Raw genomic sequence first — 25,778 nt, 5'->3', positions numbered from 1 at the left:
CAATTATACCGTTCGGTGGCTTCCTCTTCTCGAGAGAGGAAGTTACCCATGAGCATTGAAGTCTGGCTGGCATTTTCTGCCGCATCCATTGTGCTTCTGATTATTCCGGGACCAACGGTTTTGCTGGTGGTATCCTATGCGCTCGGGCAGGGCTGGAAAGCTGCTCTCCCCATGGCAATTGGCGTGGCACTTGGTGATTTTACCGCCATGACGCTTTCCATGCTGGGTGTCGGTGCGCTTCTCGCCGCGTCAGCGACGGTATTCACTGCGGTTAAGTGGGTTGGTGCTGCCTATCTCATCTGGTTGGGTATCAAGTTGTTTCGTGCCGGTGGCACAATGGACGCCAAGGCGCGGCACGATGAGGTTAAGCCAGTGCGGATGCTGCTTCATGCTTGGCTGGTGACAGCGCTAAACCCCAAAAGCATTACGTTTTTCGTCGCTTTCCTGCCGCAGTTCTTGAGCCCGCATCGTGATTTCATGACGCAGATGCTGGTCTTTGAAACCACGTTCCTTGTGCTGGCATTTCTCAATGCCTTTGCTTATGCGCTGATTGCTACGCGCGCCCGTCGCTTCTTTGCCAATGAGCGCGCCCTTCGCATCTTCAATCGGGCAGGCGGAACGATGTTGATCGGTGCGGGTATTGCGACAGCCTCGATCCGATCAAGCTGATTTAAAGCCGGAGCGTTTCAACTGGACGATCGCCAGTTCGAGGGCGGACAGAAATGCTGAGCGGTCTTTTGGCGAAAATGGCGCTGGTCCTCGCGTTGTTTCGCCTGCCGAACGCAGCGAATCCATCAGATTGCGCGTTGCGAGTGTGTTGCCGATCGTGCTGGGCGTGTGAACTTTGCCATTGGGTGCGATAACCGATGCGCCCACTTCAATTGAGCGGCTTGCCAGCGGTATATCCGCGGTGATGACGACAATGCCGGGGCGGGAATTTTCAGCGATCCAATCGTCAGCCGCATCAAGCTTGTCGGACACAATGACACGTTCGACGCGTTCTGCATCGCGCGGGATGGCAATATAGCTGTTGGCCACGAGCACAACGGCCAAGCCGTGACGTTCAGCAACGCGGTAGACTTCCGCCTTTACCGGGCAAGCGTCGGCATCAACAAAAATGCGGATTGTGTCGTTCTGAATGTCCATGCCGTTTCATAGGCAGAAGCGAGGCATTTGGCAAATTGATCGCAGCAATCAGATTTATGCGATAGCGCAATTCTCAGAACCGGATTAGAGCAGGCGCCAAAGAAAAGAGTTTCTGATCATGGCTACCCGCTTTTTCCCCCTCATGTTTGTTCTGCTCTGGGCCACCGGCTTCATCGGGGCTGGGCTTTCTATGCCCTATGCAGAACCATTCAGCTTTATGGCGGTGCGGTTCTCCATTGCAGCTCTCATTATGATCATTTGGGCTTTGGCCAGCCATAGTGTCTGGCCGAGGGGCAAAGTGCTGATGCATGCAGCCATCGCAGGCTGCCTGATCCATGGTGTTTATCTCTCTGCACTTTTCTGGGCCGTGCATCATGGCCTACCAGCAGGCATGTCGGGGCTTGTCGCTGGTCTTCAGCCAATGTTGACCACTCTAATTGCAGCGCTTCTTTTAGGCGAGCGGGCCAGCGGCCGGCAATGGCTGGGGCTGCTTATCGGCTTTCTTGGTGTTGCTATGGTGGTGTGGCCGAAATTTTCAGGCCATAGCGGTGTCGATCCGCAAAGCCTGGCAGCAGCACTTGTGGCGGTTCTTGCGATCAGCACGGGTACGGTGTGGCAGAAGCGTTTTGGTATCGCAGCGGATCTTAAAACCGGGACGGCGGTGCAATATATCGCAGCAGCCGCGCTTACCGCGATCTGTGCTTTCACTTTTGAAACCCGCGTTATGATCTGGTCGCCTCAGCTCATCTTTGCGCTGGTCTGGCTGACACTGGCGATTTCCATCGGTGCTATTTTGGCACTGCTGGTGATGATCCGGGAAGGAGCGATGTCAAAAGTTGCATCGCTTTTCTATCTGGTGCCGGGGACGGCGGCTGTCATGGCCTATCTGATTTTCGGTGAAACGCTTGGCCCGATTCAGATCGCGGGCATGGTGGTGACAACGCTCGGTGTCGCACTCACAACCCTCCGCAAATAGCTATTCTATATTGAGTTCGGGCTGCTGCTCGCGCTTGCGGAAGTTCATGATCGCCGCGTTGATTTCCGCTCCGATGATGAAGATTGCCGAAAGCATATAGAGAAATACGATTGCCACCATGATCGAAGCAAGGCCTGCATAGGTGGTGACGTAATTTGCAAAAGTTTCGAGATATTTTGCAAAGGCTGTTGCAGCGGCCAGCCAAGCAACCAGCGTGATGCCGATGCCGGGGAGAATGTCGCTCAAGCGCCGTTTTCCTGCAGGCAGCCAGATATGCACGATGAAAAGCGCAAGCACCAGAACGATCACCGCAATCGTATAGCGCCAGATGGCGATTGTACCTGTAAATGGTGCGATGTCTGGAAACCATTGCTCTGCCAAACGCACGGCAAGCGGTGCAAGAACCAGCAGAAAGCTGATTGCCATCAGGCTGATTGTGCCAATAAGCACGAAGCCCAAGCTTTGCAGACGGCAGAAAATGATTGAGCGCTGGTCGGTCACGCGATAGGCGCGGTTGAGCGACATGCGCAGTGCTTCCACACCATTGGAGGCAAAATAGGCAGCAGCGATCACACTCAATGTCAGAAGTCCGCTGCGCTGAACGGTCAGAACGTTCATCACTTCATTGGCGATCGGGCCTGCAATATTCGACGGCCACATGTCGAAAATGACATGCACCGCATTATTGGCAAATTCCTTGGTGCCGAGAAAGCTGGCGAGTGACGTTGCAAAGATCAGGAACGGGAACAGCGCCATCAGCCCGGACAGAGCAATGTGCGAGGCAAATGCCCAGCCATCGTCACTACTGAAATGCCCATAAACATCGAAGGTGATCTGACGGAGAAAACGCCTTACTTTTCGCATCCGCAGATTTGTCCCTCTCAGTTCAGTTATTTGAATTCAAGGCCTTAAATCTAGTATCGAATTCGGAAATGCAAGGGGTGGGCTGTGTTAAACCTTTTGCGAATCAAGCACTCTGGCCAAAATCCTGCCTTAGGAAACAAGCCATGGTCTCACAAAATGCAAAGCACAGCATCCTGATAACGGGGTGTTCTTCCGGCATCGGGGCCTATTGCGCGAGCGCCTTGCATCAGGCTGGCTGGCGTGTGTTTGCCACCGCGCGGAAAGATCAGGATATCGCAGCACTCAAAGCCAAAGGCATTGAGGCTTTTTATCTCGATTATACCGAACCGCAGTCGATCGAAGCGCTGGTCGACGAAGTCTTGCGTGCAACGGATGGCAGGCTGGACGCGCTGTTCAATAATGGCGCCTACGCACAGCCCGGCGCCATTGAGGATCTTCCCGTTGAAGCACTGCGTGCGCAGTTCGAGGCCAACTTCTTCGGCTGGCACGATCTGACACGCCGCATCATTCCGGTAATGCGTGCGCAGGGGCAGGGTCGGATTGTGCACTGTTCATCAATCCTCGGGCTTGTGCCGATGAAATGGCGCGGTGCATATGTTGCCTCGAAATTCGCGCTGGAAGGGCTGATGATGGCTCAACGCATGGAGTTGGAAGGCTCCGGCATTGAGGTGTCCATGATAGAGCCGGGACCGATTGCCTCGCAGTTCACCTATAATGCGGCCATGCATGCGCGCGCCAATATCGATCTCGAGCATTCCGTTCATCGCGAGTTATATCAGCGACAGATGGCAAAGCTTGAAAGCGGTGGTACAAAATCAAAAAACAAGCTTGGCCCCGAAGCGGTTTACGCGGTACTTGTGCATGCATTGGAGGCGCCTAAGCCGCGTCCGCATTATGCGGTTACGCGACCGGCTAAACTGGGTATTCTTGCACGACGCCTAATGCCGTCACGCTGGCTTTACCGAATGCTGTCCGACCAGTCTTGAATTAAAAAAGTACGGCGGATTATGGGAGAGAACTAAATGGACTTTCTGTTCAAAGCTGCGGCCATGGTGGCCATGTTCGCCGTGGCGATTGTGCTGATTATCGGCCTGCGCAATATGATGCGCGGTGGTGATGGCAACTTCTCCAACAAGATGATGCAGCTGCGTGTCTTTCTGCAGTTTATCGCTGTGGTTCTGATCGTGGCTGCCATTTATTTTGCGCGCCAGAAGAGTGGACAGTAACCATGGTCAAGCTCAACAAGATTTATACTCGTACGGGTGATGATGGCACCACTGGCCTGACCTCGGGTCCGCGCAGGCTGAAATCTGATTTGCGTGTGGAAGCTTACGGTACGGTCGACGAAACCAATGCCTGTATTGGTCTGGTTCGACTGCATACGGAGGCTGCTGATTATATGCATATCGATGTTATGCTCATGCGCATCCAGAATGATCTGTTCGATCTTGGTGCCGATCTTTCAACGCCCGATGACGGTGAACCGCTTTCCTATGAGCCGCTGCGTATTGTTGCCTCGCAGGTTACACGGCTTGAATCCGACATTGACTATCTGAATGCTGATATTCCGCCGCTGCGCTCGTTCATTCTGCCGGGCGGTTCTGCTGCTTCTGCTGCGCTGCATCTGGCACGCACCGTGTCGCGTCGTGCGGAACGGTTGATGGTACAGCTTGCAAAGACTGAAGGCGAAGTGGTTTCAGAGGAAGCGCTGCAATATATCAACCGCCTCTCCGATTTCCTGTTCGTCGCTGCCCGCGCCGTCAATGAAAACGGCGCAAGGGATGTTCTTTGGGTGCCGGGCCAAAATAGATAGGCATTGCCGTGATGCCGGTCTGCAAATGGCGTTCTGTTTGCGCTTCGGTGCTCACTTACTTCAAGTAAGCTCCGCTCCGATGCTCAACAGATCACCATTTTCGCCACGGCCTGACGACAATGCGCGTCGCGGATGGTTTCAGACACCACGCTTATTGCCCCAGATCAGCACATGAAGCTGGGGCAGAACGTGGGCCTCAAACCAGCGATCTGCCATCACCTTGTCGATCAGCCATTCCATGCGGCTCATGATGCCGTCCATGTCGATGCGGGCATCGTCATCTTCGGGCGGTGGCGGTGTGTGATTGCCGGGCTGGAGGTAGACGGCCAAATGCGGATGACGTGCTGACGCTGCCTTTGCAAAGGCATAATCCGCATCATCGAAGACCACGAATTTCAGCACTGTCTTTGGTGCCGGTCCCGCAGCATCGATGGATGCAGCAAGCGCGTTCCAGTCCGTATCCATGCCGCTTGAGGGCGGTTTTGGACTCAGAACAAGCGTATCGAGCCTGGAAAACCAGTCCTTTGCCACCGACCCCTGTGTTTCCAGTGCAAAGCGATAACCTTGCGTGTGACCATGATCGATCAGTGGTCCCAAAGGCTGAATTGCTGGATTTCCGCCAGAAAGTGACACTGTTATTGGCTTTTTTCCAGAAAGTATCGTCACTTCATGCCAGATGGCATCAACGCTCATCGGTTTCCAGTCATGGCGAAAGCGGCTTTCAACAGCATGGAGACTGTCACACCATGCGCAGCGGTAGTCGCAGCCGCCCGTGCGCACGAAAACAGTCGGCTCGCCGCTCAACACGCCTTCGCCTTGAATGGTAGGACCGAAAATCTCGCTGATGCGGATTTCGGAGCTTGTTTTCATGATCGGCTCTCGGGACGATACTCCGCCCATGTCTTTGGCGTTTCGCTGACCCTTACCGCTGTGACTTCCTGCCAGCGTGTCTGGCACCACTCATAAAGATGGCGCGCCAGAAACTCTGCCGTCACGCAATTATGCCCGAGCACATCATTGAGATGGCGGTGATCGAGCTCATCATCGATATAGCGCTTGAGTGGCGCCAGCTCGTGATAATCACGCACGAAGCCATGCTCATTGAGATCGGCTGAAGACAGTTCAACTTCAACGATGTAATTGTGCCCGTGCAGCCGCGCACATTGATGATCGGCGGGTAATTCTGTCAGCTGATGAGAAGCGGAGAAATGGAATTCCTTGGTGATACGAAACATCAGGCGCTCCTTTTCTCGAGTGCGGCACGCCAGAAATCTGCATCCTCATAGTGGGTAGGATCTGTGACGCCCGCCAGATGGAAAGCCTCGCGACGTTCGACACAGGTGCCGCAACGCCCGCAATGATGTTCGCCGCCCTTGTAGCAGGACCATGTTGCTTCAAACGGTGCCTTGTATTTTACACCGTCCGAAACGATGTCGCTTTTTGACTTGTGCACATAGGGCGCAAGCACCTGAATATCGGCATATCCTTCCAGCGCATGGTTCTGCATGGTCTGGAAAGCGTCGATAAAGCCGGGACGACAATCGGGGTAGATGAAGTGGTCGCCACCGTGAACGGCAAGCGCCACGGCATCGGCCTTCTGGGCTGCTGCGACGCCAAAGGCGATGGCCAGCATGATGGCGTTACGGTTGGGAACGACGGTGATTTTCATCGTTTCCTCGGCATAATGACCATCGGGAACATCGACATCATCTGTCAGAGCCGAGCCGGTCAGATTGGCGCCAATGGGGCGGATATCGATGATCTGATGTGGGACATTGAGCCGCTTTGCACAGGCTTCCGCGAAGCTCAATTCCTTTTTGTGCCTTTGGCCATAATCAAAAGAGATCAGGCCAGTGAGCTGTTGTTCCGTCGCGATTTTATGCGCGAGCGAAACGGAGTCCAATCCGCCGGAGCAGATGACAAGCGTCTTCATAGTTTGAGTCCTTGTTTTGACCGGGTAGGCTGCGACCGGATGTTTACGCGGCTCTCCTAACGCATGAGACCGGGCTTGTAAACGCCACGAAAATGCGAGGAGACATGGGTGAAGGAAAGGCATCAAAGAACATTGCGTGGATGAGATAGGGCTCGATGCGTGTTAGTGCGAAATAGGAATGACTATCTGTCAGAATATATTCATTTAAATCGATATTGCCGGCCATCCGCGATTGACGCGCACGTCAACCGTCTTTAGGTTTCGTGCCGGTTCCTGATGTTGCGGGGAAGTGCCGGTTTTAACGGCGTTTCTGTCAGCAACGTTTTCATGTCGGATTCTGACATGCGGGCAAAGATTCACGGCGGCATAGTCGTGTCGCAAAAGTCATTGAAGAGGTAATCGCGGATGAAAGTCCTTGTCGCAGTAAAGCGGGTTGTAGATTACAACGTAAAGATCCGTGTTAAGGGAGATGGTTCGGGCGTTGAGCTTGCAAACGTCAAGATGTCGATGAACCCTTTTGACGAGATCGCGGTTGAAGAAGCGATCCGTTTGAAGGAAGCAGGCAAGGTCACGGAAATCGTCGTGGTTTCGGTCGGTCCGGCACAGGCGCAGGAAACGTTGCGCACCGCACTTGCCATGGGTGCGGACCGCGCAATCCTCGTGAAGACTGACGAAACCGTCGAGCCGCTTGGTGTTGCCAAGGTTTTGAAGGGCGTGGTCGATGCTGAACAGCCGGACCTCGTGTTCCTCGGCAAGCAGGCGATTGACGACGATAGCAACCAGACCGGCCAGATGCTTTCGGCACTGCTCAACTGGAGCCAGGCAACATTCGCCTCGAAGGTTGAACTGGGTGACGGTTCGGCCAAGGTAACGCGCGAAGTCGATGGTGGTCTTCAGACCATTGATGTGAAGCTTCCAGCCATTGTCACGGTTGATCTTCGCTTGAACCAGCCGCGTTATGCATCGCTGCCAAACATCATGAAGGCCAAGAAGAAGCCGCTTGATGAGAAGTCGCCTGCCGATTTCGGTGCTGATATTGCGTCGCGCCTCAAGGTTCTGAAGACCGAAGAGCCGGGTGGCCGCAAGGCTGGCGTGAAGGTTGGTTCGGTTTCCGAGCTGGTCGAGAAGCTTAAAGCCGACGGCGTATTGTAAGAGATCGGAAGGGACAAACACATGGCTATTCTTCTTATTGCCGAACATGACAATGCAAGCCTTTCCGATCAGACTGCAAAGGCTCTGACTGCTGCTGCCCAGATCGGTGGCGATGTCGATATTCTGGTTGCTGGCAAGGGCGCGAAAGCAGCCGCCGATGCAGCCGCCAAGCTTTCTGGCGTTCGCAAAGTTCTGTTGGCTGAAAGCGATGCGCTGGAAAACCGTCTGGCCGAGCCACTGGCTGCAGCCATCGTTGAACTCGCAGGAAACTACGACACGATCATTGCACCAGCCACCACTTCGGCCAAGAACGTGCTGCCGCGCGTTGCAGCACTTCTTGATGTGATGCAGCTGTCGGAAATCATGGAAGTCGTGTCTGCTGACACCTTCAAGCGTCCGATCTATGCAGGCAATGCGATCCAGACCGTGCAGTCGACTGATGCCAAGAAGGTCATCACGGTTCGTACGGCTTCTTTCTCGGCAACGGGTGAGGGCGGTTCGGCTTCGGTTGAAAGCATCAATGCGGCTGCTGATCCTGCTCTTTCGAGCTTCGTTGAAAACAAGCTTTCGGATTCCGATCGTCCGGAACTGACTTCTGCCAAGATCATCATCTCGGGCGGTCGTGCGCTTGGTTCGTCGGAGAAGTTTGAGGAAGTGATCCTGCCGGTTGCCGACAAGCTTGGTGCAGCCGTTGGTGCCAGCCGCGCGGCAGTTGATGCGGGCTACGCTCCAAATGACTGGCAGGTTGGTCAGACCGGTAAGGTGGTTGCACCGGAACTTTACATCGCAGTCGGTATTTCCGGTGCGATCCAGCATCTGGCTGGCATGAAAGACAGCCGCGTGATCGTTGCGATCAACAAGGACGAAGAAGCACCGATCTTCCAGGTGGCTGATTATGGCCTCGTGGGTGATCTCTTCACGATCCTGCCAGAGCTGCAGAAAGCGCTCTGATAAATTGAAAAGGCGGCAGGGATAACCTGCCGCCTTTTTCACACCCGTCCTGCGTTGACTTTAGTTGGCGCTCGGGCGGGTTATTCATATGGTGGTCTTGCATTTTTCGGCTGTAACTGTCTTGTTAGGCAGGCTTTCGGAAAAGCGCGAAAGCGGCGGTAGACCTCGCCATCGGCGAGAGCATGAAGGAGTTGGAACTGTGGCAATCAAGACGGTAGGTATTGTTGGCGCGGGTCAGATGGGCAGCGGAATTGCTCATGTGTGCGCATTGGCAGGTTACGACGTGCTTCTGCACGACGCGGCTGCGGACCGGCTGGAAAAGGGCATTGCCACAATCAACGGCAATATGGCGCGACAGGTATCTTCTGGTAAGCTGGAAGAACAGCAGCGTGCCGATGCAATGAAGCTGATCCGTCCTGCTGTTTCGATGGAAGACCTTGCAGGTGTTGATCTGGCAATTGAAGCCGCTACCGAAGACGAAACCGTCAAGCGCAAGATTTTTGCCCAGCTTTGCCCGGTGCTAAACCCTGAAGCCATTGTTGCGACCAATACGTCGTCGATCTCCATCACGCGTCTCGCCTCGACCACTGACCGTCCAGAACGCTTCATCGGTATTCACTTCATGAATCCCGTGCCAATCATGAAACTGGTTGAGCTGGTCCGAGGTATCGCGACTGAGGAAGACACATTCCGCAAGTCGAAGGATTTTGTCACCGCACTTGGCAAGACTGTAACGGTTGCCGAAGATTTTCCGGCTTTTATCGTCAACCGCATTTTGCTGCCCATGATCAACGAAGCAATCTACACGCTCTATGAAGGTGTGGGCAGCGTTGAGGCCATCGACACCGCCATGAAGCTTGGTGCAAACCATCCGATGGGACCTTTGCAGCTCGCGGATTTCATTGGCCTTGATACGTGCCTCTCGATCATGCAGGTGCTGCATGACGGCCTGTCGGACTCGAAATATCGCCCATGCCCGCTGCTGGTCAAATATGTCGAAGCGGGCTGGCTTGGCCGTAAGACTGGCCGTGGTTTCTATGATTATCGTGGTGAAAACCCGGTTCCAACGCGTTAAGCGAACCTTTGATTTTTGCAAAGCCGGTGTTTAACACCGGCTTTTTTGTTTTGGGCAAGGGGGCTGGTGGAGATCACGGGCGCTAGCCATTTAAACGGGCCGCAAGCAGCATAGTGGCCAATTCTCCACGGCTGTGGAAAACTTGTTTATCCTTACCGTTAACTTAACCTTAACCAAGACGATTCAGAAGTTGTTCATCTTTAATTGTTAAAGTTTTCATTAAGATGTTCGGAAACATTAATTGTTTCACCAACCCTAACAGGCTGTGACGGGCATCATCTTCGAAAAGCAATTTGGTGGAAAGGTGAAGACGATGAACATTATAGTTCAGCTGCGTGACAGCGTTAATGTTATTCGTGAATTCGTCGCACCAAGCTACAGGCCCGAGCGCCATTACATGCGCGGACCGGGCCCGGCTTGCGCGGCACGCACGGCTAGCTGATTTTCGGGCAAATCCCGAAAGAATAGATATAAAAAAGCCAGAGCGGGCGACCGCTCTGGCTTTTGTTTTTACGAACCTTAGCTCTCGCTTATTCCAGACCTTCAAACAGCGCCGTCGAAAGATAGCGTTCTGCGAATGATGGAATGATGATGACAATGTTCTTGCCCTTGTTTTCAGGGCGCTTGCCGATTTCGATAGCTGCAGTGAGCGCTGCACCTGAAGAAATGCCGACAGGGATGCCTTCAATGCGCGCAATCAGGCGGGAATTGGCAAAGGAATCCTCGTTGGAAACGGTCACGACTTCATCATAAACGCTGGTGTCGAGCGTCTTTGGCGCAAAGCCCGCGCCGATGCCCTGGATCTTATGTGGGCCGGGTGTGCCGCCGGAAAGAATTGGCGAATCCTTAGGCTCGACAGCAATCACCTTGAAGGATGGCTTACGTGCCTTGATGACCTGACCAACGCCGGTAATGGTGCCGCCGGTGCCAATGCCGGAAATCAGGATGTCTGCTTCACCATTGGTGTCGTTCCAGATTTCTTCAGCCGTGGTAAGGCGGTGAATTTCAGGATTGGCCGGGTTTTCAAACTGCTGTGGAATGATGGCATTCGGGTTGCCTTCGGCGATTTCTTCCGCCTTGGCGATGGCGCCTTTCATGCCTTTTGCGCCTTCCGTCAGAACCAGTTCTGCGCCGAGCAGCTTGAGCAGCTTGCGGCGTTCAACAGACATGGTTTCAGGCATGGTCAGAACGAGGCGATAACCCTTGGCGGCTGCCGCAAAAGCCAGTGCAATACCGGTGTTGCCGGAAGTAGGTTCCACAAATACGGTCTTGCCCGGAACAGCTTTGCCCTGTGCTTCAAGCGCTTCGATCAGCGCAAGACCGATACGGTCCTTGACGCTCGCCAATGGATTGAAGAATTCGAGCTTGACCAGAAGGTTGGCTTCAACGCCATTTTCCTTGGCAAACTTGTCGATGCGCACGAGCGGTGTATTGCCGATCGTATCGAGAATGGAATTATAGATGCGACCGCGTCCTGCGGTCTCGCCGTCTTTTCCGCCAAGGGGCTTGCTCATGGAATAATCTCCTTCTGTTTGAAGCGAAGTCTATGAGGAAATGGCGCAAAAGCATAGCTGGGTCCATGCTTCGGATTGCATAAATTTGGAATTATATTCTTTAAAACCAATATCCTTAGAAGATAATTCCAAGCAATTGGGTGCTGATAAAGCGCACGATCATTTGTTTGAAAATCGCCCGATCCTTGAGCGAAAACAGATCACTCACCCTTCCGATAAGCTTTTCATGTCTATAAGCTTTTGCTGTCTGATTGATCCGCATCAATGCTCTTGTCAAAAGGAGCGCGCATGGTTGGATCGTAATCGCAAACTGGAGGCTTGGGCCGTGTATAAGACTATTCTGATTGCAACCGATGGATCTGAACTTGCCGATAAGGGCGTCGAACAGGGTGTGGCTCTGGCCAAGCGGTTTGGCTCGAAGGTGCTGCTGGTTTCTGTGACCGAGCTTCTGCCATCCTATGGCATCGTCGTTGCTGCGGAATGGGCATCCAGCCCTGCCGCCTTCCAGGAATATCGCGAGGCAATCACCAAAGCGGCAGCCGATTTGCTCGCCAAAGCAAAAGCCAAGGCGGAAGCTGCTGGCGTTGATGTTGAAACTCTGCACATTGAGAACCAGTCACCAGCACAGGGCATTATTGAAGCCGCCAAGCAGACAGGCAGTGATCTGATCGTGATCGCATCGCATGGCCGTCGCGGCGTCAACAAGCTGCTGCTCGGCAGTCAGGCTGCTGAAGTGCTTTCATTGAGCTCTGTGCCTGTGCTCGTGGTTAAGTAAGCCACGTAATCTGCAATATGCAGAACACGCGATAGTGTTCGCTCTCAATCGCTTAAGCGTCTAACAACGCAAGAAGATTGCCACGCATCTCTGTTAGACTTCTTTAGCCCTTATAGGGCTGGAGGAGTTTTTCAGGAGATTATTATGACCGCGCCGCGTCCATCCAAGACCAGCATTGGTAATCATCTGCTTCATCCCGAAACGCAGATGCTTAATTACGGTTACGATCCCGAACTATCCGAGGGAGCCGTCAAGCCGCCTGTTTTTCTGACATCGACCTTTGTTTTCAAAAGCGCCGAAGACGGGCGCGATTTCTTTGATTTTGTATCCGGGCGCAAGGAGCCACCAGCCGGTGTCGGGGCTGGTCTCGTTTATTCGCGTTTCAATCATCCTAACAGCGAGATCGTGGAAGATCGTCTGGCCGTTTATGAAGGCACGGAAAGCTGCGCACTGTTTTCCTCCGGAATGTCGGCGATTGCTACGACGCTCTTTGCATTTGCGCGACCGGGCGACGTGATCCTGCATTCTCAGCCGCTTTATGGTGGCACAGAAACGCTGCTAGCCAAGACATTTCATAATTTCAATGTGGAAGCTGTGGCATTTGCCGATGGTGTGCATGAGGCTTCCATTGAGAAAGCCTCAGATGAGGCACTACAGAAGGGGCGCGTCTCAGTCGTTTTGATCGAAACACCGGCCAATCCGACCAATAGTCTTGTTGATATTGCCGCGATCCGGCGTGTCGCTGACAAGATTGCAGAAAAGCAGAACGGGCATCGTCCTGTTATCGTTTGCGATAATACTCTGCTTGGCCCGGTTTTCCAGAAGCCACTCGATCATGGCGCAGATCTGTCGCTTTACTCGCTGACGAAATATGTGGGAGGCCATTCCGATCTGATTGCCGGTGCAGTCCTTGGCGCAAAGGCGGTCGTAAAACAGGTAAAGGCGCTGCGCGGTGCCATTGGCACACAGCTCGACCCACATTCCTGCTGGATGCTTGGCCGTTCTCTGGAAACGCTTGGCATTCGCATGGATCGCGCTGACAAGAACGCCTTGGCGATAGCCGAATTCCTGCGTGACCATCCCAAGGTCGGGAAGCTGCATTATCTGCCTTTTGAAGATGCAGCATCCGATGTTGGTCAATTGTTCAAACGCCAATGCACAGGGGCAGGGTCAACCTTTTCATTTGATATCAAAGGTGGTCAGGCAGCGGCGTTCCGCTTTCTCAATGCATTGCAGATTTTGAAACTGGCGGTCAGCCTTGGTGGAACGGAATCGCTTGCAAGCCATCCGGCAGCGATGACACATTCAGGCGTTCCGATTGAAGTGCGTGAACGCATCGGCGTGCTGGAATCAACTATTCGCCTGTCGATTGGTATCGAGCATCCCGATGATCTGATTGCTGATCTGGCTCAGGCACTGGAAGCTGCCTGAATAAAGGCTGGTGGGATAATGGTGCGGGTGGTCGGAATCGAACCGACACTCCTTTCGGAACCGGATTTTGAGTCCGGCGCGTCTACCAGTTCCACCACACCCGCACATGACTGCCGAAGCAGTTTGATATGGTCCAAAAACGGACAGCGGGGAGGGATATACCGGCTAAACGAAACGAGGTCAATTACCCTCAAGCCGCTTGACTGATTATACTTACAGCCAAGCGCAAATATAAACAGGACAGGAGACCGAGCTTGCGTCAAGCGGCTATCAGTTGCCTGTTCTTACAGCGGTTCCAGTTAAGACGGAATCGCTGGAACCGCTGTAGCGGTTTGATTTTACGCATTATCCGACGCAAAACCGCTACGCACTCTTCGAAATGCGCTCTAATACCAAGGCGTCTCAAGATGCTGACGCATCACGCCTCGAAAAAGTTCAACCGCCACTCGGGCTTAACCAAACTCCATGAGTCATACTCATGGAGTTTCGGTATAATCTCAGCGGCGAAGATTATACTCGACGATATTCCAGCAGACGAGAAAGGCAATGAAGCCCAAGACGATGAGGTCAATTGTCTTCAGATAAGAGAGATATTCCAACATAGCGCATCTCCTTCCCAAGGGAGGCGCTTTGGAATTTTTGAAGCGGCGAACGAGGGTCGTGCTAATTCATATACTTGATGGCTTTGGAGTAAAAACCTCAAAGCGACCAACTCAAACCCTCATTATTCGCCTGCCATGCTTGATTTCAGGCGCTCTCCCATAAACAAGGATAGCACAGTGCGCTGTTTTCTCAAGTATTTGTTCTATTTTTCTTTTTGCTGAAGCCGGTTTTATTTCCGTTCCGTAAAATTGCGGATGCGATTTCGGATGATACGGGTCAGATTGCGTGTACGCTGATAAAGATGGATTTGCGATGCCGCCTGACGAACCTGCTTGTCTACTCCCGGTGTCAAACCAATTACCAAAGTTTCGATGGTTTCACGTTCCTGAAATAGGCGTGACATGACAGGGTGATCCGGCACGGCGCATGAATCAGTCCGCGTGATATTGGTGTCTTCCAGATGGTTTTTCACCACCTCGATCATCAACAACATGCCGGGCGAGTAGGCTTGCAGGGTTTCGTCATAGGCGGTTTTCCACGTCCATGCTTCGCCAGAAACCGTGAAGACAATCAGGATCGCGATCACGCGGCCATCAAGCTCAAGTGTGTGGATGCGTACGCAATCGCGCTCTGCAAGATTGTTAACTGCTTCGCGTGCAAAGGCTGCACGGAAACGGTCGACTGCCATGGCTGTACCACGGCGTCCTTTCCATCCGCTCGCTTCAAGCGTCAGGAAATGCTCGAATGCAAAACGCACTTCGTCAGGTGTACGAGCGATGCGATGTGCGAGTTCGCCTTGTTCGGCGAGACGGCGCCAAAGGCGGCTATACTCGCGGCGATGGTGCGGACCAATCGCTTGTTTGACATAGGTTTCCCCATCAAGCTCGCTCTGAAGAAATGGACGCGATTTTTGCTCTATGGAAACGATTGGTAGCTGACGTCCAACTGCCACGGATCGAATGAGCTTCGCGACGGCACCGTCGGCGCGCATTTCAGGAAGAACAAGCACGGCCGGCATTTTAATATGATCACGCGCCAGAATATCGAAAAGATCTTCGACAACGCCGACAGGATCGTCGTGATCGATTAGCGGTGTGCCCTGTGGGCCGAAAGGTGTTGCCCATGCACGAATAACAGGAGATGAGAGTGGTAGGCCGGGGCGTTCAATCGTGTAAGGCATGACGAAACGCAGCCGGCTACGGATTTCGTTTTCGTCGCGCATGACCATGAAGCGCACTTCACGATCTTCCAGACGCGGCATCGCTGGTGCGAGGAAGCGCGCATTGAAAAAGATGTTGGGTTCGATTGTCCGGCTGCTTAAGTGATCGAGTTCGTCGCGCAGCTCAAAACCGGCCGATGCGCCATAGATCGCAAGCTTGCGCGGAATATCGCGACTGCTGTGCAGACTTTCCTCCAGACGCTTAGTGGCATCCATTGCGGCAACGCTGTCGGAAAGTTGTGAGATGATGCGAGCCGTATGTCCGCCTGCGGATTCCTCAAGCAAAGGTTTTGCGGCCATTAGAAAATCTCCTCCGAGCTATTGCTGCGGGCGTCAGAAGCGCGATTTCGGGGAATGAGAATAAACATAGTGATATGCATCGTTTTATGCACGGCGGTTGAGAGCAGAATGGCTTCAAGAAGCATCGAGAAAGCGGTCGAGAAAGCCGCGCCCATCAGACCGAAACGCGGGATGAGAACCAGATTGAGGCCAACGTTGACTGCAAGTGTAACCGCATAAAGCAGAGCGCAGATATTCTGTTTGCCTGACATGTTCAGCAGGCTTTCGGCAGGTCCAACACTTGCGCGCGCAATCACGCCGATGATGAGAATGAAAAGTAGCGGATAGCCTTCGGTGAAGGCACTGCCGAACAGCATGAGCAGCGGATAGCCTAGTGCCAGAATGAACAGGCCTAGAAACAGTGTCGGCCAGAATGTCCAGCGTGTTGAGGCTTCTGCAAAGCTTGCAAATTCCGCATGATCGCCACTGTGAAGAAGATCGGAATAGCGCTGCGCCACGCTCGCTTTGACTGCAAAATAGACGAAGTGTGCAAGCGCCATGATTTTGGTAGCAGCGAAATAGATCGCCACATGCTGGGGGTCCATAGCATGGCCGACCATCAGCACGTCGACATTGATGAGCAGGAAGAAAAAGCCTTCAACGAGGAAGATCGGTAAGGCGACCTTCATCCACTGGGCGAACAATATTTCTCGTTGTCCTGATGGGATGTCTCTCTTCAAGGAGCGATCAAGCATCAGCCATTGCCCAACCGTAGTCGCCCATGTAGCGGCGATAGAAACTCCAAGAGCTGTGGTGGCTGTGGAAGGCAAGCTGGCTGCGTGAGCTGCGATCATGAAGATTAGTACGAGCAGAGGGCGGATGATATAGCTCGGTGTGAGCGCCATCATGATCCATGTGCGCGAACGAGCGATGCCATCAAGCATATTGCCAAGTGCGATCATTGGCAGGCAGATAAAGCCGAGAATGAACGGGATAAGATAATAGGTCTCGATCCGATCTTTCAGAAGCAATAGCAGTACCGCGCCAAACAAGGCGATTGCAGTCGCTGAGCCAAGAGCAAAAAGGCGGCCAGCATACAGAATACCACGAAGTGGATTAAACAGATTTCGCTGAACATATTCAGGCGCATAACGGATGATGGTGGTGTGCAAACCAAAGCAGGCGAGATCACCGATGATGATCATGGAAAGCCACACCAGAACGAAAATCCCGTATTGGAATTCACCCATCCAGCGCGCCAGAATAACCTGAGAAATAAGCGCAATCGCTGCACTTGCAACACGCACGGAAAAGGCAAGAAGTGAAGCGCGCTGCGCATCGGCCTGCGGACCAGAGCCGAGCAGAATAGCATCGACCCGCTCCGTTACGGGACGAAGCCTAGCTGCGATCCTGCCAGGTAGAACCCGGCTCGCTGCTTTTGCTGCCGAAAAGCGCACTCTTTGCCAACCCTGTTTATCGCGGCCCCTGTTAGGTATCCGCTATTTCTGCTGATCTTCTGAAGGACCATCGTGTATCTGCATTCGGCACTGTGCCGGACCGCAGTAGCCGAACATTAGATGGCAGTTCTTTAAAAAGGTAAAAAGAAACGGCCCCTCCTGTCAAAGCGAAGCCAAATTGAAAGAGATGGTAATTACTTTCTGAACGTATCAGTTTTCGCGCAACTACTGAAATACTGTCGATAAACAGAAAAGGCTCCGGAAAGCTGCGCTGGATTTTATTCAAGTTAGGTGGCCAATTGTGGAGCGAAAAGAAAAAACCCGGCGATTGTGCGCCGGGTTTTTTGTTTGATAGCTTGCTTTCGAAGCGCTTATTCAAACGCGCCGTGACAATGCTTGTATTTCTTTCCTGAGCCGCAAGGGCAGGCTTCGTTGCGGCTGACCTTGCCCCATGTGGTCGGGTCTGCCGGATCACGATCGCCAGCCGGGATGACGCGTTCATCCTGCTGATGTTCAGCCCATGCATTTTCATCAAAGTCGTTCTCGCCGGTGGTGCTGTCGATATGACGGCCGGTCATCGGCGGAAGTTCAGGCTCTGGCGGAGCTTCGCGAACGATTTCAACGCGCATCAGCTGCGTGATGACCACTTCGCGCAGATTGGCAAGCAGAGCCTGGAACAGCTCGAAGCCTTCGGTCTTGTACTCGTTCAACGGATCGCGCTGAGCATAACCACGGAAACCAACGACCGAACGCAAGTGGTCAAGATTTACCAGATGCTCACGCCAGAGGTTATCAAGCGACTGCATGATCACCGATTTCTCGATGTAGGTCATGATCTGCGCACCGAAACGCTCTGCCTTCTCGGCTGCGGCCTTGTCAGCTGCTTCCTTGATACGGGTTTCAAACTCTTCTTCGGCGATACCCTCTTCCTTGGCCCAGTCTTCCACCGGTAGGACGAGGTTAAGTTTGGTGAGAATATCGTCCTTAAGACCGGCAATATCCCACTTTTCTGCATAAGCATCCTTGGGGATACGAAGAGCAACCATGTCCTCAATAACTTCGTGACGCATTTCGTTCACGGTCTCGGTCAGGTCTTCTTCGTCCATGATTTCAAGGCGCTGCTCGAAGATCACCTTACGCTGATCGTTCATCACGTCGTCGTACTTGAGCAGGTTCTTACGGATTTCGAAGTTACGGGCTTCAACCTTGGTCTGCGCCTTTTCAAGCGCCTTATTGATCCACGGGTGAACGATGGCTTCGTCTTCCTTGAGGCCGAGCTTCTGCAGCATTCCGTCCATACGGTCGGAGCCGAAGATGCGCATCAGATCGTCCTGCAGCGACAGGAAGAACTTTGAACGGCCCGGATCGCCCTGACGGCCCGAACGACCGCGCAGCTGGTTGTCGATACGACGGCTTTCGTGACGCTCGGTGGCGAGAACATAAAGACCGCCAGCAGCGAGAGCCTTTTCTTTCAGCTTCGCAATATCAGCCTTGATCTCGGCGATTTTTGCAGTGCGCTCTGCGCCTTCAGGCATATCCGAAAGCTCTTCGTGAATGCGCATTTCAAGATTGCCGCCGAGCTGAATATCCGTACCGCGACCTGCCATGTTGGTGGCGATGGTCACTGCACCCGGAACACCAGCCTGCGCGATAATAAAGGCTTCCTGCTCGTGATAACGGGCATTCAGAACCTGGAAGCCCTTGATGCCTTCTTTGCGCAGTCGCTCTGCCAGAAGTTCCGACTTTTCAATCGACGTTGTGCCGACGAGAACCGGCTGGCCCTTTGCGTGCGAAGCCTGAATGTCACGCACAATGGCTTTGTATTTTTCTTCAACCGTACGATAAACTTCGTCGTCTTCATCGAGACGCTTGACCGGCAGGTTGGTCGGAATTTCCAGAACTTCCAGACCGTAGATGTTGCCGAATTCTTCCGCTTCCGTCGCAGCTGTACCGGTCATGCCGGAGAGCTTGGTGTACATACGGAAATAGTTCTGGAAGGTGATCGAAGCCAGCGTCTGGTTTTCAGGCTGGATTGTGACGTGTTCCTTGGCTTCCAGTGCCTGATGCAGACCTTCCGAGAAACGGCGGCCCGGCATCATACGGCCGGTGAATTCGTCGATGATGACGATTTCGTCGTTGCGGACGATGTAGTCCTTGTCACGCTGGAACAGTTTGTGAGCGCGCAACGCGTTGTTCAGGTGGTGAACGACGGCAACGTTTTCGATGTCGTAAAGGCTTTCACCCTTGAGGTGTCCTGCAGCTTCAAGAAGCTGTTCAACCTTTTCGGTGCCGACTTCTGTAAAGATCGCGGTCTTCTGCTTTTCATCGATTTCAAAATCTTCCGGCTCAAGAGCAGGAATGAAAGTGTCGATGAGGTTGTAGAAATCCGAACGGTCTTCAAGTGGACCGGAAATGATCAGCGGCGTACGCGCTTCGTCGATGAGGATCGAATCCACTTCGTCGACGATGGCGTAGTTGTGACCGCGCTGGACCATCTGGCCACGTTCGTACTTCATGTTATCGCGTAGATAATCGAAGCCGAGCTCGTTGTTGGTGCCGTAGGTGATGTCGCAGCCGTAAGCAGCCTGACGCTCATTGTCGTCGAGACCATGCTTGATAACGCCCACGGTCAGACCGAGGAAGTTATAAAGCTTGCCCATGGTTTCGGCATCGCGGGTAGCGAGGTAATCGTTGACCGTCACCACATGCACGCCCTTGCCTTCAAGAGCGTTGAGGTAAACGGGCAGCGTCGCCATCAGCGTCTTGCCTTCACCGGTGCGCATTTCGGCGATGCCGCGTTCATGCAGCACCATGCCGCCGATCAGCTGCACGTCGAATGGGCGCATACCGAGAACGCGCTTGGCGGCTTCACGAGCCGTCGCAAAAGCGTCGGGAAGCAATGCATCCAGTTTCTTGCCCTGAGCGAGTTCAGCGCGGAATTCCGCAGTCTTCGCCTGAAGCTGTTCATCGGTGAGTGCTTCGTAATTCTTCTCAAGCGCAGTAATCTGTTCTGCACGAACCCGCAGTGATTTCACTTGGCGGTCGTTGGATGAACCGAATATCTTGCGGGCGAGGCCGCCAAAGCTGACCATTCCTGGTCCTTTCCTGTCCGTTCGGCCGGAAGCGCTTCCGGCAATGTCGAATGCTTTATTCACGCGTATTGAAACAAATGCAAGAAAACTACGTTGTAAAAGCTGCCAAATACGGCGCATTTTTCACGCAATTCCCCCGTGGCTTACTGGACGCCAAGCCGAAGGACAGATAAGAGGGGCTTGAAGCGATGTCAATGTTGCTCGACAGGCCGGAAAACCTGTCATTTCTCGCGGATAATAGTGTTTTCGGGCCAAATTCCGCCGCATTCATGGGGCCGGTAGACGGTCTCGAAGGAGAGAATCTCATATGAAAGCCATTCTCAAAGCCCCTTATCGCAAGGCTCTTGCTGTCCTCGCAACTTCGGTTGCGCTTGCTGGTTTCAGCAGTTCGGCTGTCTTTGCGCAGGATGCAGCTAAACCCGCTGAAGCAGCAACTTCTGCCGCAGCGTCCGAAGATCCGGCAAAGGTTCTTGCCACCGTCAATGGCAAGGATATCACCGTAGGTGAAGTCGATCAGGCCGCTGGTGACCTCGATCCGCAGTTTGCGCGCCTTCCTGCCGAGCAGCGCCGTCTGGCAGCTCTCGCAGCACTCATCGACATCAAGGCGATGGCTGGCGAAGCAACAAAAGAAAAGCTAGATCAGAGCGACGATTTCAAGAAGCGCATGGAATTCCTGCGTGAACGCGCACTGCACAACGAATATTTCAAGGATGCGGTTGTCGACAAGATTTCGGACGCCGACGTTCGCGCTCGCTATGACAAGGAAATCGCAGCGATCCCTCCACAGAATGAAGTGCGTGCACGTCACATTCTCGTGAAGACGAAGGAAGAAGCTGAAGCCATCATCAAGAAGCTTGAAGGCGGCGCGAAGTTTGAAGATCTCGCCAAGGAAAGCTCGACCGATGGCACCGCTGCCAATGGTGGTGATCTTGGCTACTTCTCCGAAGGTCAGATGGTCCCTGAATTTGAAAAGGCTGCCTTTGCATTGAAGCCAGGTGAATACACCAAGGAACCGGTGCAGTCTCAGTTTGGCTTCCACGTCATTCAGCTTGAAGATCGTCGCACCAAGCAGCCACCGGCATTCGATCAGGTGTCCGAGCAGATCCGTTCGATCATCATGCGTGAGCGTTATGTCGAAATGGTCAAGAAGCTGCGCGATGGCATGAAGATCGAATACAAGGATCCTGCTGTCGATAAAGCCATGAAGGAAGCCGCAGCGGCACAGGAACAGGGTGACGACGGCGATGCGCCGGATGCAGCCCAGCCGCAGCAGTAAGCTTTGAGTTCATGAAAACGCCCCGGATTTCCGGGGCGTTTTTTATTTGGATATCGGGCAGTTTGCAGCAAGATGAAATTATGAAACCGCTCGATCTTTTTATTTAGTCGCATTGTCCAGCGCAAAACCGCTTCGCACTTTTGCTGGAAATGCTTTAGTTATCGCTTGATTTTGTGCTGCAAACCTTTCCAATGCAGCAGAATCAAATCGCATCTCTTGAGGCAATCATGTCTGCGTCCGTATCACCGCTTGCTCCAAAACATTATCCATCAATGCCGGTCATTCACGGCGTCCGCATTGCAACAGCTGCAGCCGGTATCAAATATAAGGGCCGCACGGATGTCATGCTGATGGTGTTTGACAAGCCTGCCGAAGCAGCAGGTGTTTTCACCCGCTCACTATGCCCTTCGGCACCTGTGGATTTCTGCCGTCAGAACCTCGTACATGGCAAGGCACGCGCTGTTGTAGTGAATTCGGGCAATGCCAATGCCTTCACCGGACTGAAAGGTCGTGAGGCAACGGAAGCAACTGCTCGAGCCGCAGCCAAGGCTGTCGGATGCAACACTACGGATGTGTTTCTTGCGTCCACCGGCGTTATCGGCGAGCCGCTTGATGCGTCCAAGTTTTCCGGTCTTCTGGACGACATGGCAAAATCTGCCAGCGACAATTTCTGGACTGAAGCTGCCAAAGCAATCATGACGACCGATACCTATCCGAAAGTTGCGACCGAAACGGTTCTGCTCGGACAGGTTCCGGTAACGATCAATGGCATCTCTAAGGGTGCAGGCATGATCGCGCCTGACATGGCGACGATGCTTTCATTCGTTGTTACAGATGCTCCGATCAAGGCTGACGTTCTGCAGAGCCTGCTTTCCAAGGGTGTTGGTTCGACGTTTAATGCAGTAACGGTTGATAGCGATACATCCACCTCTGATACGCTTATGCTGTTTGCAACAGGATCGGCGGCAGAACGCGGCGCGCCTGAAATTACGGACGCTTCCGACAAGCGTTTGGGTGATTTCAAAAAGGCTCTGGCTCGCGTGTTGAAGTCGCTGGCACTTCAGGTCGTGCGCGATGGTGAAGGTGCGCGCAAAATGGTCGAAGTCGAAGTGACCGGCGCGAAGTCGGCTGCTTCTGCCAAAAAGATTGCACTTTCAATTGCCAATTCGCCATTGGTAAAAACCGCTGTTGCCGGTGAAGATGCCAACTGGGGCCGTGTCGTCATGGCTGTCGGCAAGGCTGGTGAACCGGCTGATCGCGATCTGCTGGCTATCTGGTTTGGCGATATTCGCGTGGCGCATCAGGGCGAGCGTGACCCGGCTTATTCCGAAGAAGCGACCTCTGCTTATATGCAGGGCGAGGACATTCTCATTCGCGTTGATCTGGGGATCGGAAAGGGCAAGGCAACTGTCTGGACCTGCGATCTGACCAAGGAATATGTGGCGATTAACGGCGACTACAGAAGCTAATGTTTCGGAGTAAAGTGGCCTGCAAATAGCGTTCTTCTTCGCTTCCGGTGCGCATATAGCTTTAATTACACTCCGCTCCGATTCTCGAAGATCAACATTTTCGGCACACTGGAACTCCGAAACGGAGGAGAGAATTTGAACATGTCAAATCTTGCTATCGTTCGCCAGTTGGAGGCCGTTGGCTTCCGTGCCTGGCCCGCGACGTCTGTTCACTATAATGGAACATGGGCGATACGCATGACGGCAGCACATCCTTCGAAGCGGCTCAATTCGGTCAATCCGCTTGATCCGGGTGATACGCGCGATATTCCGGCGCGTATCGAACAGGCAGCGCAGCGGTTTCGCGTTTATGGCCGGGTTCCTTGTTTCAGGCTTTCGCCGCTGGCTCCTGTCGAGCTTGAAAATTATCTCGAAGGTCTCGGCTGGCAGCGCAAGGATGAAACCATTGTCATGACCGCCAATCTTGGCGAGCTTGATCTTACAGCCGAGCGCGATGAAACGCCCTTGAAAGACATTGGTCGTTTTGTCGATGCTTCGATCGCTATTCATGGTCGCCCGACAGAACTTCGTCCAGGTTTCTCGGAATTGCTGGATGGCATTCGTCCTAACAAGGGGATGTTTGTTCTGGAAGAAGCAGGTCGCGCAGTCTCCAATGTGCTTTGCGTGCAGGATGGTGCGATGGCAGGCCTGTTTGACGTTGGAACCTTGCCTGAAGCGCGCCGTAAAGGACATGGCCGAGTGTTGATCGGTGCGACGCTGAAATGGGCCAAGTCGCTTGGCGCAACAACTGCCTGGCTGCAGATAGAAGCGGACAATGTTGCGGGACTGGCGCTTTACGAACGCTTCGGCTTTCAGGAAGCCTATCGCTACGCCTATCGGGAGAGCAATGAGAAATGAGCGAGATTAAATCCCGCCGTATAATACTGGTTGCAGCCTGTGCGCTGGTTGATGCTGATGGTCGCGTGCTTCTTGCACAGCGTCCGGAGGGTAAATCACTTGCAGGTCTTTGGGAGTTTCCGGGCGGTAAGGTAGAAGTTGGTGAAACGCCTGAAGAAACGCTGATCCGAGAGCTTCAGGAAGAAATCGGCGTGACGACAAAGGTTGCCTGTCTCGCCCCGCTCACTTTTGCCAGCCACACCTACGATGACTTTCATCTTTTGATGCCGCTCTATGTCTGTCGCCGCTTTGAAGGTGTGGCACAGGGGCTGGAAGGACAGGCACTGAAATGGGTGCGCCCAAAGGATATGCGCGACTATCCGATGCCGCCAGCTGATGAGCCGTTGATCCCGTTTCTAATCGATTTGTTGTGAGCTGTGGAAAGACTCAAAATAGCTGACAATTCCTTACGATTTACAGCGCGCGTTAATCGATGATTCACTCCGCTGCGGCATTCTCCGAATTAAGTGCCTCGGAGTTAAGCCCATGAGTTTCGATAATAATTATTTTAGTGCAGATCATAATGAATATACGCCGGGCCCACTCTCGAAAGCTGGTCGCGGTATCTTGCGCGTTGTGCTTCTTTTCGGCTCGGCAGCTGTTGCTCTTGCACTGATTATTGTGCCGGTCTTAAACGATCAGGCGAATAAGGTTGCGGCCCAATCGGTGTTGCCAGAGGGCATTGATCGGACCATGACAGGGTCGATCAAGCGTGACCCCGTTGTGATACGCAAAGCGCCGGTTCGCCCGATCTGTGTTATTGATGCAGATGGCAGTCATACGGGCGATTGCTGATAAGTTTTGAGTTTCGTATTCCCGCATACAAAACTGCATCACACTTTTGCTGGAACCACTCTATTCGACGTTTTTAAGTGCATCAGCCAGTGAGGCCTTGGCAGAGCCAGGCTTCAGTGGCTTTTGTTGTGATTCATGCGGTGCCCAGCCCGACAGCCAGATTGTCGAGAAGGTTGCGCGGATGCGGCCATCCGGATCGCTGAACCGTTCGGCATAGATTTCCGCTGCCCGCAGGAAAAGCTTCTTTGAAACCGGTTTGCGCGAACGATCACGCAACACATTCTGCATACCCATGGCGCGCAGATCGGCCATCAGATTGAAAATGCTATCATAGCGCACCGTAACGTTATCAACGTCCGTCACCGGAAGTGCAAAACCTGCTCGTTGCAGAAGACCGCCGACATCGCGAACATCCGCGAAAGGGAAAATGCGCGGCGAAGCACCACCCGTCAGCTCGATTTCAGCCTGTAAAAGACTTTCGCGCAGCTCGCCCAAAGTCCCGTTGCCGCTGAGCGCCGCGAGAAACAGCCCGTCAGGCTTCAACGCCCGGGCAATCTGTATCATTGCGCCCGGGGTATCATTGGTCGAATGCAGTGACAGCAGCGAAACGATGAGATCGGTGCTCTGAGGTTTGAGCGGCAAGGCTTCTTCATCGGCGACAATTGCCGGGAAGGGGCCGTCAAGAAAAGCTGTATCGCGCTCGATGCGCAAAACCATATCTGCTTTGCCTGACCGTGCAATGGCAGCTGCTGCGAGACCATTATGGCCTGCGAGATCAATCGCCACGGCGAAGTGGCGCTCGACTGCATCAAGCCTGTCTTCCAGATCGTCCGCTACTCTGCGCAGCAAAAAGTCTGCACCGGACACCGCACGTCTGAAGGCACGGCGGCGGAACGCCAGCTGGAGGTCGCGATCAAAAATCGCATTTTCAGACGATTGGGCAGCCATTGCGATTCCGTCTTCTCTTTCGGATATGCGTCAGTAATATAGATAGGAGCGTAGATGCATTCGAACGGGGGCGA

The 25,778-nt window shown here is 53.4% G+C and carries 25 protein-coding genes and 1 tRNA gene; 15 read left to right on the top strand and 11 right to left on the bottom strand.

Annotated elements, in window-relative coordinates:
- The first annotated feature begins 48 nt into the window (after window positions 1-48).
- Window positions 49-669 (top strand): LysE family translocator, encoded by a 621-nt coding sequence (locus KMS41_10065; GenBank protein ID QWK77419.1) that lies wholly within the window; start codon window positions 49-51, stop codon window positions 667-669.
- Here KMS41_10065 and KMS41_10060 read toward each other — a convergent pair.
- Complete coding sequence (locus tag KMS41_10060; GenBank protein ID QWK77418.1) at window positions 661-1,146, bottom strand: YaiI/YqxD family protein; 486 nt, start codon at window positions 1,144-1,146, stop codon at window positions 661-663. The two genes, KMS41_10065 and KMS41_10060, sit on opposite strands and share 9 nt — an antisense overlap.
- 118 nt (window positions 1,147-1,264) lie before the next feature.
- Between KMS41_10060 and KMS41_10055 the strand changes: the two genes are divergently transcribed.
- The gene (locus KMS41_10055; protein ID QWK77417.1) at window positions 1,265-2,122 is read left to right on the top strand and encodes a DMT family transporter; all 858 of its coding nucleotides are present in this window, start codon (window positions 1,265-1,267) and stop codon (window positions 2,120-2,122) included.
- Here the strand turns inward: KMS41_10055 and KMS41_10050 are convergent, their stop codons facing one another.
- Window positions 2,123-2,986 (bottom strand): YihY/virulence factor BrkB family protein, encoded by an 864-nt coding sequence (locus KMS41_10050; protein ID QWK77416.1) that lies wholly within the window; start codon window positions 2,984-2,986, stop codon window positions 2,123-2,125.
- A 143-nt stretch (window positions 2,987-3,129) separates the two neighbouring features.
- Here KMS41_10050 and KMS41_10045 point away from each other — a divergent pair, with 143 nt between their 5' ends.
- The 3 genes from KMS41_10045 to KMS41_10035 are packed head-to-tail and all read left to right on the top strand — an operon-like array spanning window position 3,130 to window position 4,799.
- Complete coding sequence (locus KMS41_10045; GenBank protein QWK77415.1) at window positions 3,130-3,972, top strand: SDR family oxidoreductase; 843 nt, start codon at window positions 3,130-3,132, stop codon at window positions 3,970-3,972.
- A gap of 36 nt (window positions 3,973-4,008) precedes the next feature.
- Window positions 4,009-4,212 (top strand): twin transmembrane helix small protein, encoded by a 204-nt coding sequence (locus KMS41_10040; GenBank protein ID QWK77414.1) that lies wholly within the window; start codon window positions 4,009-4,011, stop codon window positions 4,210-4,212.
- Window positions 4,213-4,214: 2 nt separating this feature from the next.
- Window positions 4,215-4,799 carry a cob(I)yrinic acid a,c-diamide adenosyltransferase gene (locus KMS41_10035; protein QWK77413.1) on the top strand — a complete coding sequence of 195 codons (585 nt, stop codon included), beginning with the start codon at window positions 4,215-4,217 and terminating at the stop codon, window positions 4,797-4,799.
- Between the two features lie 138 nt (window positions 4,800-4,937).
- Here KMS41_10035 and queE read toward each other — a convergent pair whose 3' ends face one another.
- From queE to queC, 3 genes are read right to left on the bottom strand one after another with little or no spacing between them, the layout of a single operon-like run.
- Window positions 4,938-5,699 carry a 7-carboxy-7-deazaguanine synthase QueE gene (gene queE, locus KMS41_10030; protein ID QWK77412.1) on the bottom strand — a complete coding sequence of 254 codons (762 nt, stop codon included), beginning with the start codon at window positions 5,697-5,699 and terminating at the stop codon, window positions 4,938-4,940.
- Complete coding sequence (queD, locus tag KMS41_10025) at window positions 5,666-6,034, bottom strand: 6-carboxytetrahydropterin synthase QueD (protein ID QWK77411.1); 369 nt, start codon at window positions 6,032-6,034, stop codon at window positions 5,666-5,668. The genes queE and queD overlap by 34 nt, the downstream gene beginning before the upstream one ends.
- Window positions 6,034-6,732, bottom strand: a complete 699-nt coding sequence (queC, locus tag KMS41_10020; GenBank protein QWK77410.1) for a 7-cyano-7-deazaguanine synthase QueC — start codon at window positions 6,730-6,732, stop codon at window positions 6,034-6,036. The genes queD and queC overlap by 1 nt, the downstream gene beginning before the upstream one ends.
- 405 nt (window positions 6,733-7,137) lie before the next feature.
- Here queC and KMS41_10015 point away from each other — a divergent pair, with 405 nt between their 5' ends.
- The 3 genes from KMS41_10015 to KMS41_10005 all read left to right on the top strand — a co-directional run bounded on the left by KMS41_10015 (window position 7,138) and on the right by KMS41_10005 (window position 9,910).
- Window positions 7,138-7,884: an electron transfer flavoprotein subunit beta/FixA family protein gene (locus KMS41_10015; protein QWK77409.1), complete on the top strand. Its 747-nt coding sequence runs from the start codon at window positions 7,138-7,140 to the stop codon at window positions 7,882-7,884.
- A gap of 21 nt (window positions 7,885-7,905) precedes the next feature.
- The gene (locus KMS41_10010; GenBank protein ID QWK77408.1) at window positions 7,906-8,835 is read left to right on the top strand and encodes an electron transfer flavoprotein subunit alpha/FixB family protein; all 930 of its coding nucleotides are present in this window, start codon (window positions 7,906-7,908) and stop codon (window positions 8,833-8,835) included.
- 199 nt (window positions 8,836-9,034) lie between these two features.
- Entirely contained in the window at window positions 9,035-9,910 is an 876-nt protein-coding gene (locus tag KMS41_10005; GenBank protein ID QWK77407.1) for a 3-hydroxybutyryl-CoA dehydrogenase, read from the top strand.
- A gap of 530 nt (window positions 9,911-10,440) precedes the next feature.
- Here KMS41_10005 and cysK read toward each other — a convergent pair.
- Window positions 10,441-11,424, bottom strand: a complete 984-nt coding sequence (cysK, locus tag KMS41_10000) for a cysteine synthase A (GenBank protein ID QWK77406.1) — start codon at window positions 11,422-11,424, stop codon at window positions 10,441-10,443.
- 325 nt (window positions 11,425-11,749) lie between these two features.
- Between cysK and KMS41_09995 the strand changes: the two genes are divergently transcribed.
- On the top strand, window positions 11,750-12,199 hold the full coding sequence (locus tag KMS41_09995; GenBank protein QWK77405.1) for a universal stress protein: 450 nt from the start codon (window positions 11,750-11,752) through the stop codon (window positions 12,197-12,199).
- A gap of 144 nt (window positions 12,200-12,343) precedes the next feature.
- Window positions 12,344-13,630, top strand: a complete 1,287-nt coding sequence (locus KMS41_09990) for a cystathionine gamma-synthase family protein (GenBank protein ID QWK77404.1) — start codon at window positions 12,344-12,346, stop codon at window positions 13,628-13,630.
- Window positions 13,631-13,649: 19 nt separating this feature from the next.
- Here the strand turns inward: KMS41_09990 and KMS41_09985 are convergent.
- The 4 genes from KMS41_09985 to secA all read right to left on the bottom strand — a co-directional run bounded on the left by KMS41_09985 (window position 13,650) and on the right by secA (window position 20,280).
- Window positions 13,650-13,734: transfer RNA gene (locus KMS41_09985), tRNA-Leu, on the bottom strand.
- 728 nt (window positions 13,735-14,462) lie between these two features.
- Window positions 14,463-15,752, bottom strand: coding sequence for a GNAT family N-acetyltransferase (locus KMS41_09980; protein ID QWK77403.1), 1,290 nt, complete (start codon window positions 15,750-15,752; stop codon window positions 14,463-14,465).
- The gene (locus KMS41_09975) at window positions 15,752-17,188 is read right to left on the bottom strand and encodes a lipopolysaccharide biosynthesis protein (GenBank protein QWK77402.1); all 1,437 of its coding nucleotides are present in this window, start codon (window positions 17,186-17,188) and stop codon (window positions 15,752-15,754) included. The genes KMS41_09980 and KMS41_09975 overlap by 1 nt, the downstream gene beginning before the upstream one ends.
- Window positions 17,189-17,559: 371 nt before the next feature.
- Window positions 17,560-20,280 carry a preprotein translocase subunit SecA gene (secA, locus tag KMS41_09970; GenBank protein QWK77401.1) on the bottom strand — a complete coding sequence of 907 codons (2,721 nt, stop codon included), beginning with the start codon at window positions 20,278-20,280 and terminating at the stop codon, window positions 17,560-17,562.
- A gap of 307 nt (window positions 20,281-20,587) precedes the next feature.
- Between secA and KMS41_09965 the strand changes: the two genes are divergently transcribed.
- The 5 genes from KMS41_09965 (at window position 20,588) to KMS41_09945 (ending at window position 24,756) form a co-directional block, all read left to right on the top strand.
- Window positions 20,588-21,556 (top strand): peptidylprolyl isomerase, encoded by a 969-nt coding sequence (locus tag KMS41_09965; protein ID QWK77400.1) that lies wholly within the window; start codon window positions 20,588-20,590, stop codon window positions 21,554-21,556.
- A 227-nt stretch (window positions 21,557-21,783) separates the two neighbouring features.
- Window positions 21,784-23,025, top strand: coding sequence for a bifunctional glutamate N-acetyltransferase/amino-acid acetyltransferase ArgJ (argJ, locus tag KMS41_09960; GenBank protein QWK77399.1), 1,242 nt, complete (start codon window positions 21,784-21,786; stop codon window positions 23,023-23,025).
- Between the two features lie 141 nt (window positions 23,026-23,166).
- The gene (locus tag KMS41_09955; protein QWK77398.1) at window positions 23,167-23,922 is read left to right on the top strand and encodes a GNAT family N-acetyltransferase; all 756 of its coding nucleotides are present in this window, start codon (window positions 23,167-23,169) and stop codon (window positions 23,920-23,922) included.
- Window positions 23,919-24,335 (top strand): 8-oxo-dGTP diphosphatase MutT, encoded by a 417-nt coding sequence (gene mutT / locus KMS41_09950; protein QWK77397.1) that lies wholly within the window; start codon window positions 23,919-23,921, stop codon window positions 24,333-24,335. Before KMS41_09955 ends, mutT begins: the two co-directional genes overlap by 4 nt.
- Window positions 24,336-24,447: 112 nt before the next feature.
- Window positions 24,448-24,756, top strand: a complete 309-nt coding sequence (locus KMS41_09945; protein QWK77396.1) for a hypothetical protein — start codon at window positions 24,448-24,450, stop codon at window positions 24,754-24,756.
- A 60-nt stretch (window positions 24,757-24,816) separates the two neighbouring features.
- Here the strand turns inward: KMS41_09945 and KMS41_09940 are convergent, their stop codons facing one another.
- Window positions 24,817-25,704, bottom strand: coding sequence for a class I SAM-dependent methyltransferase (locus KMS41_09940; protein ID QWK77395.1), 888 nt, complete (start codon window positions 25,702-25,704; stop codon window positions 24,817-24,819).
- Window positions 25,705-25,778: the final 74 nt, after the last annotated feature.

Origin of the sequence: Ochrobactrum sp. BTU1 (assembly GCA_018798825.1) — a bacterium.
Taxonomy (GTDB): Bacteria; Pseudomonadota; Alphaproteobacteria; order Rhizobiales; family Rhizobiaceae; genus Brucella.
The sequence above is the reverse complement of the archived record's forward strand: the minus strand, read 5'-3'. Positions and strand labels throughout refer to the sequence as shown.

Coding starts and splice junctions, on each gene's coding strand:
- KMS41_10065 (QWK77419.1), top strand. CDS start 49: ATGAGCATTGAAGTCTGGCTGGCATTTTCTGCCGCATCCATTGTGCTT.
- KMS41_10060 (QWK77418.1), bottom strand. CDS start 1,146: ATGGACATTCAGAACGACACAATCCGCATTTTTGTTGATGCCGACGCT.
- KMS41_10055 (QWK77417.1), top strand. CDS start 1,265: ATGGCTACCCGCTTTTTCCCCCTCATGTTTGTTCTGCTCTGGGCCACC.
- KMS41_10050 (QWK77416.1), bottom strand. CDS start 2,986: ATGCGAAAAGTAAGGCGTTTTCTCCGTCAGATCACCTTCGATGTTTAT.
- KMS41_10045 (QWK77415.1), top strand. CDS start 3,130: ATGGTCTCACAAAATGCAAAGCACAGCATCCTGATAACGGGGTGTTCT.
- KMS41_10040 (QWK77414.1), top strand. CDS start 4,009: ATGGACTTTCTGTTCAAAGCTGCGGCCATGGTGGCCATGTTCGCCGTG.
- KMS41_10035 (QWK77413.1), top strand. CDS start 4,215: ATGGTCAAGCTCAACAAGATTTATACTCGTACGGGTGATGATGGCACC.
- queE (QWK77412.1), bottom strand. CDS start 5,699: ATGGGCGGAGTATCGTCCCGAGAGCCGATCATGAAAACAAGCTCCGAA.
- queD (QWK77411.1), bottom strand. CDS start 6,034: ATGTTTCGTATCACCAAGGAATTCCATTTCTCCGCTTCTCATCAGCTG.
- queC (QWK77410.1), bottom strand. CDS start 6,732: ATGAAGACGCTTGTCATCTGCTCCGGCGGATTGGACTCCGTTTCGCTC.
- KMS41_10015 (QWK77409.1), top strand. CDS start 7,138: ATGAAAGTCCTTGTCGCAGTAAAGCGGGTTGTAGATTACAACGTAAAG.
- KMS41_10010 (QWK77408.1), top strand. CDS start 7,906: ATGGCTATTCTTCTTATTGCCGAACATGACAATGCAAGCCTTTCCGAT.
- cysK (QWK77406.1), bottom strand. CDS start 11,424: ATGAGCAAGCCCCTTGGCGGAAAAGACGGCGAGACCGCAGGACGCGGT.
- KMS41_09990 (QWK77404.1), top strand. CDS start 12,344: ATGACCGCGCCGCGTCCATCCAAGACCAGCATTGGTAATCATCTGCTT.
- KMS41_09980 (QWK77403.1), bottom strand. CDS start 15,752: ATGGCCGCAAAACCTTTGCTTGAGGAATCCGCAGGCGGACATACGGCT.
- secA (QWK77401.1), bottom strand. CDS start 20,280: ATGGTCAGCTTTGGCGGCCTCGCCCGCAAGATATTCGGTTCATCCAAC.
- KMS41_09965 (QWK77400.1), top strand. CDS start 20,588: ATGAAAGCCATTCTCAAAGCCCCTTATCGCAAGGCTCTTGCTGTCCTC.
- argJ (QWK77399.1), top strand. CDS start 21,784: ATGTCTGCGTCCGTATCACCGCTTGCTCCAAAACATTATCCATCAATG.
- KMS41_09955 (QWK77398.1), top strand. CDS start 23,167: ATGTCAAATCTTGCTATCGTTCGCCAGTTGGAGGCCGTTGGCTTCCGT.
- mutT (QWK77397.1), top strand. CDS start 23,919: ATGAGCGAGATTAAATCCCGCCGTATAATACTGGTTGCAGCCTGTGCG.
- KMS41_09945 (QWK77396.1), top strand. CDS start 24,448: ATGAGTTTCGATAATAATTATTTTAGTGCAGATCATAATGAATATACG.
- KMS41_09940 (QWK77395.1), bottom strand. CDS start 25,704: ATGGCTGCCCAATCGTCTGAAAATGCGATTTTTGATCGCGACCTCCAG.